This is a genomic window from Nostoc sp. DedSLP04 (assembly GCF_034530775.1).
Lineage (GTDB): Bacteria > Cyanobacteriota > Cyanobacteriia > Cyanobacteriales > Nostocaceae > Nostoc.
On record NZ_JAVRCL010000030.1, the window covers coordinates 1 to 16,375 of the forward strand.

The 16,375-nt window shown below is 38.9% G+C and carries 15 protein-coding genes; 5 read left to right on the forward strand and 10 right to left on the reverse strand.

Annotated elements, in window-relative coordinates:
• Positions 1-224: 224 nt before the first annotated feature.
• The 9 genes from RMX89_RS18090 to RMX89_RS18130 form a co-directional block, all read right to left on the reverse strand.
• A complete protein-coding gene (locus RMX89_RS18090; protein ID WP_322689892.1) occupies positions 225-416 on the reverse strand; it encodes a hypothetical protein in 192 nt (63 codons plus the stop codon).
• Between the two features lie 105 nt (positions 417-521).
• The gene (locus RMX89_RS18095) at positions 522-1,397 is read right to left on the reverse strand and encodes an STM4011 family radical SAM protein (RefSeq protein WP_322689893.1); all 876 of its coding nucleotides are present in this window, start codon (positions 1,395-1,397) and stop codon (positions 522-524) included.
• Between the two features lie 75 nt (positions 1,398-1,472).
• Complete coding sequence (locus tag RMX89_RS18100) at positions 1,473-2,741, reverse strand: HEAT repeat domain-containing protein (RefSeq protein WP_322689894.1); 1,269 nt, start codon at positions 2,739-2,741, stop codon at positions 1,473-1,475.
• An 81-nt stretch (positions 2,742-2,822) separates the two neighbouring features.
• The gene (locus RMX89_RS18105; protein ID WP_322689895.1) at positions 2,823-4,166 is read right to left on the reverse strand and encodes an STM4012 family radical SAM protein; all 1,344 of its coding nucleotides are present in this window, start codon (positions 4,164-4,166) and stop codon (positions 2,823-2,825) included.
• A gap of 260 nt (positions 4,167-4,426) precedes the next feature.
• On the reverse strand, positions 4,427-5,227 hold the full coding sequence (locus RMX89_RS18110) for an STM4013/SEN3800 family hydrolase (RefSeq protein ID WP_322689896.1): 801 nt from the start codon (positions 5,225-5,227) through the stop codon (positions 4,427-4,429).
• 11 nt (positions 5,228-5,238) lie between these two features.
• Positions 5,239-5,952, reverse strand: coding sequence for an SMI1/KNR4 family protein (locus tag RMX89_RS18115; RefSeq protein WP_322689897.1), 714 nt, complete (start codon positions 5,950-5,952; stop codon positions 5,239-5,241).
• Between the two features lie 35 nt (positions 5,953-5,987).
• Positions 5,988-7,136, reverse strand: coding sequence for an STM4014 family protein (locus RMX89_RS18120; RefSeq protein WP_322689898.1), 1,149 nt, complete (start codon positions 7,134-7,136; stop codon positions 5,988-5,990).
• Positions 7,137-7,151: 15 nt separating this feature from the next.
• Positions 7,152-8,432 (reverse strand): hypothetical protein, encoded by a 1,281-nt coding sequence (locus tag RMX89_RS18125; protein WP_322689899.1) that lies wholly within the window; start codon positions 8,430-8,432, stop codon positions 7,152-7,154.
• Between the two features lie 96 nt (positions 8,433-8,528).
• The gene (locus tag RMX89_RS18130) at positions 8,529-9,791 is read right to left on the reverse strand and encodes an STM4015 family protein (protein ID WP_322689900.1); all 1,263 of its coding nucleotides are present in this window, start codon (positions 9,789-9,791) and stop codon (positions 8,529-8,531) included.
• 107 nt (positions 9,792-9,898) lie between these two features.
• Here RMX89_RS18130 and RMX89_RS18135 point away from each other — a divergent pair, with 107 nt between their 5' ends.
• Positions 9,899-10,078, forward strand: coding sequence for a hypothetical protein (locus RMX89_RS18135; RefSeq protein ID WP_322689901.1), 180 nt, complete (start codon positions 9,899-9,901; stop codon positions 10,076-10,078).
• A 50-nt stretch (positions 10,079-10,128) separates the two neighbouring features.
• On the opposite strand, the gene RMX89_RS18140 is transcribed toward RMX89_RS18135, so the two are convergent.
• Positions 10,129-11,331, reverse strand: coding sequence for a hypothetical protein (locus RMX89_RS18140; protein ID WP_322672978.1), 1,203 nt, complete (start codon positions 11,329-11,331; stop codon positions 10,129-10,131).
• Positions 11,332-11,593: 262 nt separating this feature from the next.
• Here RMX89_RS18140 and RMX89_RS18145 point away from each other — a divergent pair, with 262 nt between their 5' ends.
• The 4 genes from RMX89_RS18145 to RMX89_RS18160 all read left to right on the forward strand — a co-directional run bounded on the left by RMX89_RS18145 (position 11,594) and on the right by RMX89_RS18160 (position 16,359).
• The gene (locus tag RMX89_RS18145) at positions 11,594-11,806 is read left to right on the forward strand and encodes a DUF2997 domain-containing protein (RefSeq protein WP_322689902.1); all 213 of its coding nucleotides are present in this window, start codon (positions 11,594-11,596) and stop codon (positions 11,804-11,806) included.
• 17 nt (positions 11,807-11,823) lie between these two features.
• The gene (locus RMX89_RS18150) at positions 11,824-12,471 is read left to right on the forward strand and encodes a hypothetical protein (RefSeq protein WP_322689903.1); all 648 of its coding nucleotides are present in this window, start codon (positions 11,824-11,826) and stop codon (positions 12,469-12,471) included.
• Positions 12,472-12,642: 171 nt separating this feature from the next.
• Positions 12,643-14,202 carry an Hsp70 family protein gene (locus RMX89_RS18155; protein ID WP_322689904.1) on the forward strand — a complete coding sequence of 520 codons (1,560 nt, stop codon included), beginning with the start codon at positions 12,643-12,645 and terminating at the stop codon, positions 14,200-14,202.
• A gap of 66 nt (positions 14,203-14,268) precedes the next feature.
• A complete protein-coding gene (locus RMX89_RS18160; RefSeq protein WP_322689905.1) occupies positions 14,269-16,359 on the forward strand; it encodes a WD40 repeat domain-containing protein in 2,091 nt (696 codons plus the stop codon).
• Positions 16,360-16,375 lie beyond the last annotated feature (16 nt).

The window sequence follows — 16,375 nt, forward strand, 5'->3', positions numbered from 1 at the left end:
ATTTTTATTTCTGTATCATTTTTCCATAACTTTTGTTTTAAGGACATGTCTAAAGAACACATTCAAATCCTGGAGCGATTTGATGGAGCCAGACTTTATGCTAATAGCGGTCATTCTTGGCAAATTCCAAGTTCTCGTTTTCCCGTAATCTACTGATGCGTAAGCGTAGCCCGCCGCAGGCATCGCTGATTAGTTGCATCTGCTGACATTCCGACTCCAGGTAGTTACAGTGGCTTCAAGTGGTCGATTCTCACGGTGTATTGTCCATTCCACGTTGTCACTGTACAGCTGAACTCGCCTACATGGTTGACAATGCACCAATTCCCGCCTTTTCCTCGTAAATCAGGATTATCCTTAGCAATGATTTGGCACACTTCTCCGACACAGTAAGGATTTGGCGCTTTGGTGCGCTCCATTATTCGATCCACCACATCTTTTACAATTCTACAGTGGTAGGGTGCAAAGGTGAAGAAAATGCGGCTTTCTCTGACCCTTTTAGTTAAATTGATAAACATTGATATTTATATTACAGTACAATTTTGATTAACCCAATTATCAGGAATTCTTTCTAAAATACCAGAACCAAATACCTTATTCATTTCTAAATATTCTAGATGAACATAACCAATATGACAGTGACAAGTTTGGTTGGTACAAGGTTGTTCAAACAAAGCTATTTCCCAGGTAGAATCGTAAATATTACCAATTGCTGTTTTAAGAAAATGACATCGGTACATTGTCCCGTCACCATCAACAGAAATCACTGATTCTCCAGCCCGACAAGAATACCCAAAACTAGGATAATGTTGAGTGTTTAATTCATATAACGGGTCAATAGATTGAAAGAATTCTCGATTTTCTGGTGATAAATTAGGAAGTTCAGCTTTCACAGCATTAATCCACAAATAAACGTGGTTTGGTAACTCCTGACGTAAAGCGGCTATTTCTGTTTTAAACTTGGGAAAACCGACAACTCCAACGCTGAATTTGATATTTTTGTTGTCTAGATTGAGGCATTTTTGTAAGAAGCGATCGCGTGACACCCATTCTGAATGAAAAGTTGCCCAAAGCGCCAATTTATCTTTGTTACATTCCTCTACCCAATCTAAATTACAAGATAGATTAGTTTGAATTGCTGCTTTATTAACATTGGGCAACTGTGTTAATTTTATCAGTGCTTGCTGATAGTAAGAATGGATTAATGCTTCTCCCCAAGGAGTAAACAGAATTGAAAATTGATGTTGGGAATGTTGGGAAATAAAATTGACAAATCGTTCTAAAGATTGTTTATCAATTGCCAATTCTGCGGCTGTTTGTTGGCGTTTAGCAAAGGGGCAATATTCACAACCGTAGTTGCAACTGATTAAAGGGCCGCGATAGAGGATGGTGAGGTGCATATTAGTTTTAAAGTTTAAAATTTAGTTTTTAGGATAGATGTTTACCCTACTATTTTAGAAAAATTTATGTTTAAATTATTCGGCTACTGTGCAGTAGCGATCACCTTCATATTCATAAACTCGATTACCTTCTGCAATGACACGAACATCCATTTCCCAAAGCAATTCAAGCATTTCATCAGTTACATAAGTTTCTGATATATTGAGGATATCCAATTGGTTGATTATAGGATAATTAAGTAAAAGTTCTGCTCCTTCATCAGTTAAATTTCCGAGAGAAATGTCAAACACTTGAATTTTTTGCAAAACTGGTGCTTGAACTATTTCACGAACTATCTCATTACTATATTCACTATTGCGTAGCCCTAAATATATAAGATTAGGGAATAAATCTCCATAAAGAAGAGGAGCTAAATCTTCAACAGAACAAGTGCATCTATAGTTAAGGCTACCCAACCATATTTCCAGATGTTCTAATGCTGGCAATTGAAGAGAGTACAATTGTAATAGAGATTCTTTCCGCAGTCCTCCTGTTTCTATGATCAGAGCCTTTAATTTATTATGTCGTGTTGGATTGAACATCCTATGAGTATTACCACCACGAATCTTTAATATTTCTAAATTAGGGTACACTTCTAATACTGGGCTGATATAGTTATGGCTCATTTGAGAAATCATCCACTCATCATCTGTGACATCGCCTATGAATACAGCCTTGAGATTAGTTAATTTATCCTGAGCATTCACAAGAAAATTAACAATATTTTGTGATGAATCACTTTCAAAAACGTCTGAATGCCACATTCCAAAAACTAACGCTTCTACCTGGTCAACTCGTGAATCTTCTAAAAGTAATTCAAGTTTATCTGCAATAAATTCGTCTCCATCTCGATTAGTTCGGAAAGCGTATGCAGTTCCTACAGGGTCAGTTATACCAACCTGTGGATCATACTCTTCTACTTTGCGATTTGCAAATTTTTGGGAGTGCGATGTTATGAAACTCGATCCTTTACGTTTCTCTAGTTCCCAGCGTTCTTTTAAAAACCAAGGTTTATAACTTTGCAAAGCCGCTATAGCTTGAGGTTCATTTCTTTCACTTAGTAAAACACAAGCATATCTTCGTAGCCTTCCTGATTTATCTTGTAAAGATTGAATTATCAAATCTAGACCTGATGCACCATATTGAAGTGCATCATTCAGTGCTTCTTCTCGGTCTTCTATAAACTGACTTAATAAACGTCTCTTGACACCTTCGATACCACCTAATACAACATCATAAATAGGTGCTGTTTCTCCTCCAAGCACTGCATCAAATTCTCTGGGTTGATTTTTATTGTTTGTCATATTTTCTCCAACGGTAGATGTAATGTAAATACCCGTATAAACGTGATTAATCGCTTCTCTACAAATCTTTTTGAAACCCCACTATTTCAACTCATAATTCTGCATTAATTCCTGAACTTTATCAGAAAATAACCACGCGCCAATAGTGTCAGAACGCTCAATGCCAAATTCAGTTAACTGCAAAATTTCCTCATCTTTTATCGCCAAATTCAAAGCAAGCAGTTCTGAAAATTCTGGGAAATCAGCGTATACTTCACTACCAAATTGCCGACGATAAATGGCACAATTCAATCCTTTATCGGAAAGCAAAGATAACAAAATATACCGCCGACGTTGTTCTTCAGCATTTAGTTGAAAGCCATAGTGCGCGTATTCAAATAACTCATCGGCTGTTTGAATATATGCTTGTAAAATCTCGCTGATTCCCTTTGTTCCCACTGCATATTCGTTGGAATAGTGCAAAGTATTAGTATAGGAACGTGCGCCACAACCTAAACCAATCATACTGTCGGCTTGACAGCAGTAGACGGGAGATAAGGGAGAAAGATTGCTAGATTGTCCCTCTTCTAAGCGTCGAAACATCCGCATGGAAACTTGCGTATATCCTTGTGACAATAATAGCGATCGCCCTTCCCGATAACAAGCTAAACGAATATCGTCCCATTCTCGATCTGTGCGTCCCAAACCTGTGAGCGATCGCACGTATAATGGATATAGATAAATTTCCTCTGGTTTAAAGCGCAAGGTAGCTTGTATTGATTGCAACCAACTATTTACTGTTTGTCCGGGTAAACCGTAAATCAAATCAATATTTAGAGTGGGAAATCCCATTTCTTTTATCCTTGTCAGCGTTGCTTCTACCTGAGTAGTAGATTGACGGCGCTGGGTTGCTAAGACTTCCGAATCGATGAAGCTTTGGACACCAATGCTAACACGATCGACGGCGTGCGATCGCAACAACTTTAACTTATCCTCAGTGGCGGTTTCTGGCGAAACTTCCACAGAAATGGGAATTTCCTGTAACTTTGCACCCATCGTATTTTCAGCAATATTGAGAATAGTTTCGAGATGCTGAATCGGTAATTGCGTGGGAGTTCCGCCACCAATAGCGAACCTAGCAAATGACGCATCACCCAACACCGCCTTCATCCGTTGCGCCTGTCGCTGTAACGTGCGGACATATTGACTCATAAAATCTTCATTGTGGCTGACTGTGGTAAACAGGTTGCAGAACCCACAACGCATTTCACAAAACGGTATGTGTATGTAGAGAAATAGCGCTTGTCTATCTTGCTGCACCCAAAGTTCTGGGAGATACACAGGTGGGGTGAGGGGACGGTAAGCTGTTTTGTGGGGGTAAGAATAGACGTATGCTTGATAAGGAGACTGGGCAATTTTCGATTTAAGATTTTGAATTGTAAGCATAGAATTTCAAGTATTTTCGTGACAAGTTAAGAATTTGCTTTACAGCAATTTTCAGGTAAATGAACCACAAATAGACCTCTCTCCAAACCTCTCTCCTACGAGGAGAGAGGCTTTGATTTTCTCCCCAACACTAGTAGGGAAGGGGCTGGGGGTTAGGTCTGATAATTGTGGTCTAAATACATGAAAACTGCTGTAAGTCTCACGCAAAGGCGCAAAGACGCAAAGAATAACTCTGCGCCTCTGCGTCTCTGGGTGAGTTTTCATAAAATAAACTCTGCATAGGGAACAGTCCAAACCACAGGATGGCTAAGTCGATGTCCAGTGTAACCATCTTCACCGTAAGTTGTCCCGTGGTCGGAACACAGAATGCAAAAAGTAGAATGCCTTTGTCGTATAATATTCCAGAGTTTGGCTAATTGGCGATCGACATATTCTAAAGCTGCGGCGTGAGATTCAATGGTATCGATTTTATCTTTTGCATCGGGAAGATAGAAATAATTTGGTTGATGCAAAGCCGAAATATTTATAAATAAAAATATGCGTTGATTATTTGGCGTTTTTTCTAAAATTTGTCGCGCCAGATTTACCTGATTTTCTGTAGATTCGGGATTAGTAACGCCTAATTCTGGACTCCAATAACTTTCGGCAAATATTGAGGGAATTACATTACCTAAAGGGTTGCGTTTGTTGAAAAAACCAACTCCACCAATGCAAACTGTATGATATCCCTTAGCAGCTAATCCAGTAACAATATTTGAGCTATCTAACACACAAGTTGTATCAGTTGTCGTGGTACTTCCTTCAAACCCCAAAGCAAAAAGGCGGGGATGAATTCCAGGCGTTACAGATGTAGGTAAAAAGCCTGCGAAAAATGCATGATGAGAAGCATAAGTGAAGTTTCCAGGTGAATGTCGTTCTTCCCAACCTGTTTTAGGGAGTACTTTTGCTAAGTTTGGAGTGCGTTTTTCTGCGAGTAAATCTTTGGCTACGTCGTAACGTAATGTATCTAAGGTGATAAATAAGATATCATGAGTTCCGACGATTTGATTGATGTTGAACATGGTAATAAAAATTATGTTCTATAAATTTTAAAATTACCTGTTTTGTATTTACGGATGATAGCGTTGATTTGATCTTTGTCATACTCCAAAGATGTGCGATCTTTAGAGTTAGTGTAACTATATATTGCATCTCGTTCAAAACATTCTGCGACCGCATACATTAGAGTTGTCAAACTTGAGAAGAATTTCCTTCCTTTTAAATTTTGAATAGAAAAATTTTCATCCTCATCATTGAAATGAAATACAGGATATGTTATTTCATCTATGCTAACAACATAATAATCACCTCCTAATTGATGAGAAAATAAAAAAATACGAAGAAAATTAGATAGACAACCACGTATTCTTAAGTTTTGAAAATCAGTTATTGCTTCTTCTAAAGAGCTAAATGCTCCTATAATACCATTCCATGTAGCAAAGCCAAATCCTATATCATCAGATAATCCATTTCGCCATTGATATAGCTCATATAGTTCTTCTGGTAACTTAAAAGGTAAATCTTTAGTTATTTGATCAATTTCTTTACGGGTTAAACCTGGTTGTAAAAGCGAAGCAATTTCTGGATCTTTTTCTTCTAAGGTTCTTAATATTCTGTTTAAAGATTCTGTTAAAATAGAACTTTTTACCCTTTTATTTCCTCCTAAAACTACACCATAAATAGGAGGTGGCGCTTCTCCACCAAGTACTGCGTCAAATTCTCCCGGTTTATTTGAATTGTTGTTCATTTTGGTTAATCCTAATTTATAGTTGCACCCTACATTTATCTTGCCAAAATCGCCTTAATTTCACTCGTATAAGTATCCATCCCATTCCACAAAATACCCGGTAATAAATCACCAAAAGCATTAATCTCTAAAATCGCATGAGTTTTCCAATCTGGTAAAATTAGTAAATCAACTCCACAATATAAACTATTAGGAAATAACGTTGCTGCTTGTTCGCAAGTTCGCTTCATTATCTCCCAATTTTCTAGACCAACTTTTGCTAAAAATTCCTCAGTATTTCCCCGTTCATTTCCCAAATGTAAATTTGTCATGGGACTTTTACTAAGGCGAACAACTATATGCTGTGCTTCACCATTAATAACCACCACACGCACATCAAAACCACATTCTTGTAAATGTGCTTTGGGTAGCCATTCTTCAACTTGTACACCTTCTGCTGTCAAGATGTTGATGATGTCGGCGATTTCTTCGCGGTGAGTGTAATGCCTAATTTTACGGGAGTTGTAAAGCAGAGTTTGCCCATTTTCTCGCACTCGTTCAACAGTAGTTATGGCTGATTCAAAACGCGAATTTGCGCGGTAAGCAACGACTCCAGAAGCGGCGGAACCGTGGGAAAGTTTGACGAATACTCGTTCTATTCCCTGCATTTGCATTTGTTCGCGCAAATGTTCGTAGTTGTGGATTTTACCTAGCGATCGCGGAACGGGGATATTATGACGGCTGAATCTTTTGTGACAAGCTGGTTTGTCAAACATCACAGCGATATCTTGGGGATGGTTCATGAAGTACCCCTCCCCGCAAGCGAGGAGGGGAGTAAGTTGTGTTTCCCATTTTTGCAACAGATACCGCCAGCCTAAATACCACTGTCGCGGATAGAGGATGAGTCCTTTGTCAAATTCTAATTTTTTCGCTGCTTCTGCACTGATATGTTGATGACTGGAAGTAGAAAAAATTTCCCTACTCCCTTCTGCAATGATGGCTTTATCAACATCAAAGTTTTTTTCTGGAGAGTCGAAGCGGATAATAGTGTTGGGTGTATTGAATTGTTCGAGAGTTTGTTTTTCTGCTATTAAGTCGGCGTAATCTACTACGGTGGCTGGTGGTAAGTTGAAATGGGCGATCGCTTGTTGGAGGAAACCGACACGGCGGTTTTCGGGGTTGGCGATGAGAATGAAGTTAAGCATTATCTAATATATTCTTTATTCGTGGAGGGCAGAATAGCGATCGCCATATTCACCATCTTGAGGTTGTGCAATTACGTGACACGCAAGTTGGTCTAAGACTTCGGTATTTGAAATGTAGTTCATAGAAAGATTAAGGGTGTGGAGTTGGTTCACTGCGGGACAATTTAAAAGATATTCCACTCCTTGATTTGTCATTTCTCCCATTGAAAGGTCGAGAATTTTAAGGCGTTCTATTAAAGGAGAACTCACTAATGCTTTGGCTACTTCATCAGCATCTTCACAACTGCGTATGCCCAAATACTGAAGTTTTGGAAACTGCTCAGAGATTTTAGGTATTAAGCTAACTGCATCAAATCCTCCGTTCCCTGTCCACAATTCCAGATATTCTAGATTTGGCAAATTAAGATTAACAATCTCATTAACTGTTGAGTATGGTAAATATTTAGTTTCAATAATCAACGTTTTGAGATGATGATGTTCTACTAAAGTAAATGACAAGCATGAACCTTCAAAAGGATCGTAGTTATCTCCGTCAGCGTTACCACGTATGTGAAGAACCTCCAAGTTTGGATAAGCTTCTAAAATTAGGCTCATGTTTCTGGTTAGTTTATGTCTGGAGGTGTCTTTGTAAGGGTCATCTTGAGGATCGCCCCAAAATAATGCCTTCAGGTTGCTCAGTTGGTTCTTTGCTTCAATAAAAAGGTCTATAAAACAGTGACTAGGATAGTGACAGTGTAAAGCTTGGATCTGATGACTTTGGGGATTATGAAGAAATCCTTGAAATTTTTTGGTCGTTTCTTCTCTATCAAGACGATGTGTTTCTGCCCTAAAAGACAACCCTGAGCCGGATTTTACTATTGATCTAACTTTGGCATACAAAGCGTACCAATCTAGTTCTAAATTTAGAGCATAAGCTGTAATTTCAGGATTTGTAATACCTACTTCTGAATTAAATTCTTCAACTAACCAGTCGGTCATCATGGTAAAAGCAAGGTAGGGGTCAGAATTTAGTAACGCTTGCTTTCCTTTGTTTCCTCCCCTTTGTTTTAATAATTTTGCAGCAAAACGCTGCACTTGCGCGGAAGAATCAATTAAAGTATTAATCACTAAATCTAAACCCATATCCCCATAATTCAACGCCTCAGAAAGTGCTGCAACCTTTACTTCAACAACCGAACTTTTTAACCGACTTTTTACCCCTTCAAGTCCTCCTAAAACCACGCCACTAACAGGAGGTGGCACTTCACCACCAAGTACTGCGTCAAATTCTCCGGGTTGATTAGAATTATTATTCATAGTTAAAATTGAACTAATTAAGAGAAAGTTTTTTAACCCGCGTAGGCGGGTTTTGTCTGTGTAGCCGCGACTTCCAGTCGCCCATTACTGTAAATTTCACTCAGAAACAGAACAATAGCGGCCATCGATGTAGCGATCGTCATCTTCTTTTTTCTGATTATTTGCCAAAACACGTACATCCAAACCAGAGAATTTATCAATCATTTCCTGGGATAAAAAGTTTTCTGAAATATTGAGAATATCAAGATTATTTATCGCCGAACAATTTAGTAATTCTTCCGCACCAGCATCAGTCAGCGTTCCCATTGAAAGGTCAAGTACGCTGATATAATCAAGAATTGGAGAACCTACAATAACGCTGACTATTTCATCGGTAAATTGGCTATTGCGTAATCCTAAATAAACTAGATTGGAAAATTTTTCTGCAAAAATAATCGGATTTAAATCTTCAAACCAACAATCTCCGCCGTAATCTTCACTACCAAACCATAATTCTAAATGTTCTAAGGCTGGCAGATTCATCTGACAAATTTGGGCAACAGTATCCCGACTTAAACCCCCAGTTTCAACAATCAACGCTTTGAGATGATTGTGTCGTATCGGCGGACTAAATTGTAAACGATCGCTTCCACGAATTTGCAAAATTTCCAGTTTAGGATAAGCTTGCAAAATGGGACTTATATCACTTTGTTGAATCCAAGATATTTCCGAATCCTCAGAAGTAAGATCGCCAATAAAAACAGCTTTGAGATTAGTTAAACGTTGTTTAGCATCAACTAAAGCTTGGACAATACTACTTGAATCAGTCTGTGATGTTTCTGCCCACAAACCAAACACTAAAACTTCTAATTTGTCGGCGTTGGTTTCTTGCAGAAGTCTACTAAGTTTCCTGGGTAAATTATCATTATTTTCATATTCAAACCTGAGAGCATAAGCATTGTTAACAGGTTCAACAATACCTACATTTGCATCAAACTCTATAACTTGCCGATTAGCAAATTGAGTAACACGATCATTTTTATACCCTTGATACTCGTTAAATCTCTCTTCCAAGTTCCAAGGTTTATATGCTTGCAAAGCTTGTTTGACTTGCCGTTCTGTTTTTTGTTTTAATAGTCGATAAGCAAAACGCTGTACCAATCTCGATTTATCTTGCAATGCTTGAATTAATACATCCAACCCTGCATCACCATATTTCAAGGCTTCGCTGAGTGCAGCAATTCGGACTGTAATCACAGGATTTGATAAAGAACGTTTAACCCCCTCAATTCCTCCTAAAACAACTCCATCCACAGGAGGCGGAGATTGTCCTCCCAACACTGCATCATAATCTCTGGGTTGATTTTGGTTGTTTGTCATGGCGTTTTACCTTTTGAGTCCTTATTAGAATTCCCAAAAATGCGGAATACGCATACATTAATCTCTCAAGTAAAAATACGAGCAACGTAGACGATCGAGGAATGAAAATGTTTTCTATGGAAAGCCTTTTAGGATTTTTGGCGTTACTTTTGATTGTTCCAGCAATTAGCGCTGCGATCGCAACCACTGCCAATATGATTAATCACCTCACCAACGGAACGGATATCAAATTCAGGTGGACGAGAGATTTAAAATGTAGAAGTGTAACCTTGTCCATCCCCGCTTAACAAAAGGTTTAGCAGAATTATTTGCTATGCCTGCTATAGTTATGTTGTCTTTAAGCAAGTCCCCACACTTTAATAGTTTTTTCCCAACTGCTACTACTAACCAGATTCTGCCCATCTGGGCTAATTGCAAGACTCTTAATAAGAAGAGATTGGTGCCCTCTTAGCGCGTTCATCTGCTGTCCGGTTTGCAAATCCCATACTTTGATTGTATTTTCCTCACCGCCGCTAAAGAAGGTTTGTCCGTCTGGGCTAATCGCTACACAATTAACTTGGGTTTGATCTCCAATAAGAGTGTAAATTTCTTTTCCCGTTTCCAAATCCCACACTTTAATAGAACCGTCCCAACTACCGCTGACAAGAGTTTTTTTATCACCAGTGAGGGCAACGGAGGTAACTGCTTTTGAATGTCCCTTCAAAATATGGATTTGCTTTGCTGTGGGTAAATCCCATACGGTGATGCTGTTGTTCTGACTGCTACAGACCAATATTTGTCCGTCTAAGCTGATTGCGAGACAACAAATCTCACTCTGATGAGCATAGAAGTTGTAAAGTTCTTTTGCCATCTGCCAATCCCAGGCTTTGAGTGAATAGTCGCTACTAAAAAGAATTTGCCCATCTGGACTAACGGCTAGAGCGTAAATCGACGTAAATCTTGCTTGTAACCTAGTACGCAAAGTGCTAATTTTTTTTCCAGTTTGCCAATCCAAAACCTTGATAAAATTCTTTTCCTGTCCAACGAAAAGAGTTTGACCATCAGGGCTAATGGCTAGGGAATTAATATAATATCCATCTCCGTCGAGCGTGCGAATTAAACGTCCTGTTGCAAACTCCCATACTTTGATTGTTGTGTCCCAACTGCCAGTGAAAAGAGTTTGACCATCAGGGCTGAAGACGACACAGCTAACAAACCTTGAATGACCTTCCAAGGTACGCAGACATGTAAGCTTTTGCCAAGGATTGTACTCGCGTAACGCCTGTTTTATAAGAGGTTCTTGTCTTTGCCTTAACAGCGAGTAAGCAGCCCACCTAACTTGTGTAACTTCATTTTGCAAAGCTTGGATGACTAAATCTAAGCCTGCATCCCCGTGCTGGAGGGCTTCTTTTAACGCTGCAATCCGATTTTGTGGGGCAGTACTGGCTAACCGTTGTTTGACTCCTGGCAGTCCTCCTAAAACTGCTGCATCGCCTGGGGTAGGTATTTGGCTACCTAAAACAACATCAAAAGGTCTTGGCTGGTTGGGATTTTGTGACATGATGGTTTCAGCTTGCACTACTGTCTATCATTCCCCTGGATTGATAAAATGCGATCGCTCTATTGCGCGTGTAAGTAACCGTCTAACCATGAAGATTGTGCGTAAATTATGTTAAATCTTATTGACTTAAACTAGTACATTTGTTTTAATTTATTGGCGAAAGCTCTCACGTATTTATTTGTACTAGTGCCAGTGTTAATTGTCGTTGGCTAGAATTTGGTACAACACGATCGAAACCCTAAAAAATAAAAAGAGTCTATTTATGGCTGAGTATCAAAAAATTGAGTATCGCATTGGTAAAGATGGGAAAATTACTGAAACAGTAATCAATTCTTCTGGTTCAAGTTGTACAAGTACAACATCGGGAATTGAAAAGGCTTTAGGAGAAGTTGAAAATCAAGAATTATTGCCTGAGTATTACGAAGGTGGTGAGGGCGATACAGTGGCACAAAACCAGTCTCTCAAAGAAATTTAAGAGGGATGCAGATAGGAATGTTTTCTCTTTTAAGCTTTTTGACAATGGCAATAGGGATTTGCACTCTGTTGTTGATTATTCCAGCAATTAGCACTGCGATCGCTCGCCAAGCAGACTTGGAAACTAACAAGTTAGAATTGGCGCGATGTCTAGCAACAAGCAGGTTAGCATCTACGCAAATTGAGTTACTAGAAAATGAACTAAAGGCAACACGCAAAAATTACTTAGAAGAGCAGCAAAAAATAGAACAGTTACTTGCTGAAAAAGCAGCGCTATATCAGGAAGGCTTGCGACTACATGAAGAATTGCAGCAGCAACGAGTTGAACTATCACAGGAATTTCGCTCTGCAACATTTGAGCAATTGCAGACATTGCTAACAAACTATCCCAGCATCCATCAGATGGTGCGCGTTAAACCAGAATTGCCTGCGAAAAATCTGCTCTCAATGTTTACTTCTTTAGATAACCTACTGGGCAAATGGGGTTACGAACAGATAGGCAAACCTTGGGAACAAGTACCTTACAATCCGCAGATTCATCAACCAGACACTGCTGATATTGCTGAAGATGAGTTAGTTTACATCCGATTCATTGGTTATCAGCATCAAGGAAAAATTCTTGTCCCTGCGAAAGTTAGCCGCACTTTACCGGGAGGGGGGAGGTGAGGGACTTCCAACAAATGAATTATCCAATCTTGTGGGGTGGGCATCTTGCCCGCCCTTACCTATGGGCGGGCGAGACGCCCACCCCACAAGAAGTAGTTGAGTATTTTTTTATTTGTCAGTCCTAGAAGAACGATTATTACACAATTCCCAATGTCCAATGAGTAATAACAAATGACTACAGTAATAATTGATTTTGGTACTAGCAATACTGTTGTTTGTACTACTGATTTGATTACGCAAAAACCACGGACGTTGAGATTTGATTCGATGTCGCGCCGCTTTGAGGTTGGGGCGGAACAAGTTAGCGTTGTACCCAGTTTAGTATTTGTGGAAGGGCGCGATCGCATTTCTTTTGGTGAATCTGTACGCGCCAAACGCTTGGGGTTTGCCCAGCCGGAACGCTGTTTTAGAGCTTTCAAACGCGATTTGGCAGCAGATTTTGTCCCACCTCCGCGACAGTTGGATGGTAATAGTTACAGCGCTGAGGTGGTTTCGGAACTGTTTCTTAAGGAAATTTGGCAACAGGTTGAACAGCAATTACAACCCAGTAGCGTTATTTTCACAGTTCCCGTTGGTGCATTTGAGCGATATCTTGACTGGTTCCGCAACTTGGGCGACAAGTTAAATATTCCCGCAGTGCAAATTGTCGATGAATCTACCGCAGCAGCCCTTGGTTATGCTGTCAAGCATCCTGGTGCTGTGATTTTGGTGGTTGATTTTGGCGGCGGTACTCTAGATTTAAGTTTAGTACGAACTGTCAGCGCTGAATCTGAACAGCAAGTAGTACGTGCCGAAGTTATCGCCAAATCCGATGCTTTTATTGGCGGCGTAGATATTGATACATGGATTGTTGAACATTACCTGCAAAAAATCGATTCTTCCCGTGCTGAAGTTGGAGAAATCGGTTTTATGAATCTGCTGGAAGTTGCAGAAAGGGTAAAAATTCAACTTTCGATAACAGATGAGGCGAAAGAAAGTTGGTTTGATGACGAAAATTTTATGTCCCATGAATTGCAATTGCATCGGGATGAATTAGGCGAAATTTTAGAAAATCAACAATTATTAGAACAGCTAAGACAGGCGATAGATGAAGTATTAGCGATCGCACTTGCTAAAGGGATCGGTAAATCTACAATTGAACAGGTTTTATTAGTGGGTGGTACTTGTCAAATTCCCGCCGTACAACAACTAGTAATTTCCTATTTTGGACGACAAAAGGTAAAGTTAGACAAACCCTTTGAAGCTGTCGCACATGGCGCATTAGCTTTAAGTGAAATGGCAGCAGTCGATGATTACCTGCGCCACAGTTATGCAATTCGTCTTTGGGAACCCCACAGCAAAAGTTATTCTTATTTAACTTTGATTGAAAAAGGGGCAAAATATCCAGGGGCGCGTTCTGAAGCTTTAACTTTACAAGTCGCCACAGAAGGACAGCGAGAAATTCGTCTCGATATTGGGGAAGTAGCAGAAGTTTCCCAAGCGGAGGTTTATTACGATACTCAAGGAAGGATGACGAGCAGCCAATTAGTAAAACAAGATAGTTATCGCTCTTTGGAAACTCATCATCAACAAGTATGTGTCGCTCATATCGAACCGCCTGGACAAACAGGAATAGACCGAATACAGGCACAATTTGAAGTGAATGAACAACGGGTATTAGTAGTGACTGTAAAGGATTTGTTGACGGGAAAAATGTTAGTTGATAAGGGAGCGATCGCCAAACTCAAATAATCTTCTCTCTGCGCCCTCTGCGTTTTGGCGGTTCGTTAAAAAAAACTATCATTTGATATTAATACAATGGACAAAAAACAAAATCAACCTAAAGAATATGATGTTGTGTTTGGTGGCGATAATCCTTTACCATTAGGCGGTTTGGTATTAGGAGGCTTAGAAGGAGCCAAACACCGTTTATCAAGTAATATTTTAGAAGAACGTATTGCGGCACTTTCTGAAGTCTTGAACTATGGAGAACCTGGTTTAGATTTGTTGATTCAGGCTTTAAAAGATGAATCAGAACAGGTTCAGAACAAAGCATACTCTCTTTTGTTATCAAGAAAGGAAGAAAATGTCAAAGAGGCACTAGGTCAATACAAATCCTGGCAATTTTTTGAATACTTACGCACCACAAGTGGACATTCACATCCAGTATATTGCAGTGCAGTTAGCCCAGATGGACAAATTTTAGTAACAGGTGCAGATGGTATAAAAGTTTGGAATCTAAAAACAGGAAAACAACTTTATTCATTGTCAAATCCTGGGCCTAAATATGTAAGTATCAGCCCTGATGGAGAAACTCTTTTAAATGCTTTCTATGAATATGGACAAATGCAGCTTTGGAATTTAAAAACAGGTCAACTTATCCAAACTCTTAAACCAGAAGATTCACGTCATTCTACTTCTATAATGGTGAGTTCAGATTGGCAGACTATTGTTGGTGTCAAAAATAAAAGTATTGACATCTGGAATTTAAAGACAAAAAAACTAATCCGAACTCTCAAAGTTTATTGTGGAAAGCTTAGTTGTATAGCTCTGAGTTCAAATGGAAAAATTTTAGCAGGAGGTAGTTTTGACAACCGCATCCGAGTTTGGGATTTGAATACTGGAAAAGAAATTCAGACACTTGAAGGTCATGTACAAAGTGTTTGTTTTCTTGCTATTAGTCCAAATAATAAAATTATTGTTAGCTGTGGAGATAAAAGTATAAAAGTATGGGATTTAGAAACAGGTAAGTTAATCAATACCTTTATAGGTCATAAACGCCGTATAGTTTCTGCTGCTATTAGTTATGATTGGCAAAGGATTATTAGTTATAGTATAGATAAATCTATCGTCCAATGGAATTTAAATACAGGACAAAAATTAGGCACTTATCAAGAGACTTTTGAAAATGATTTTTCCTTATTAGTTACTGATAAAGGACAAATTTTTATTACTATCAGCGATCGTATAGTGAATATATGGGATTTACATACAGGCAAAATCAGCGATACATTCTCGGTAGTAGGACATTTAGTTTCAATTAGTTCTCTCGCCCTCAGTCCTGATGGAGCAACTATTTACAGTTGCGGAGGCGGTGATGCAACTATTAAGTTATGGGATTCTCAAACAGGGGATAACATTTCTACTCTCTTTGGTCATTCAGCACCAGTTCATTGTTTAGTTACCAAGCAAGATGGGAGTATTTTATTTAGTGCTAGTAGTGACAAAACTATCAAGATTTGGGATGTAAAAAATAAGCAAGAAATCAGTACGATCGTTGGTCATTCCAATAGAATTTTTTCTTTGGATATTAGCCATAACGGTAAAATTTTAGCTAGTGGAGATTTAGATGGCAATATTCAAGTATGGAATTTAGAAACAAAAAAAGAGATTTACACTTTACAACAGAAGGCATACTCAGATTATTCTAGAAATGGAGTTCTTAGCCTAGCTATTAGTCCAGATGCTAAAAAATTGGTTAGTTGTACTGAAAGACTTTATCCAGTATTGCAAGTGTGGAATTTAGAAACAGGCGAAGAAATTTATTCATTAACAGAAGTACCTGTTGAATCTATAAAAATTAGTGGTAATGGGCAATATTTAATTACTGGAGGTCAAAATCGAAATGCTATTGAAGTACGTGATTTACAAACAGGAACACAAATTCGTACTTTTCCAGGACAAATAGATTGCCTGACTATTAGCCCAGATGGAGAAGCAATATTTGTGGGTAGTAAAGACAAAAGCATTCAAATCTGGAATTTGAATACAGGAGAACTAGTTCGCTCTTTAAAACCACACCCATTTTATTATGACAGGAAAGCAATAGCTATCAGCCAAAATGGGCAAATTCTTGTTAGTGGCAAGGGCGGTAATATTAATATATGGGGGGTACGAAAAGTTGAATGAAAATTGCGATCGCCTA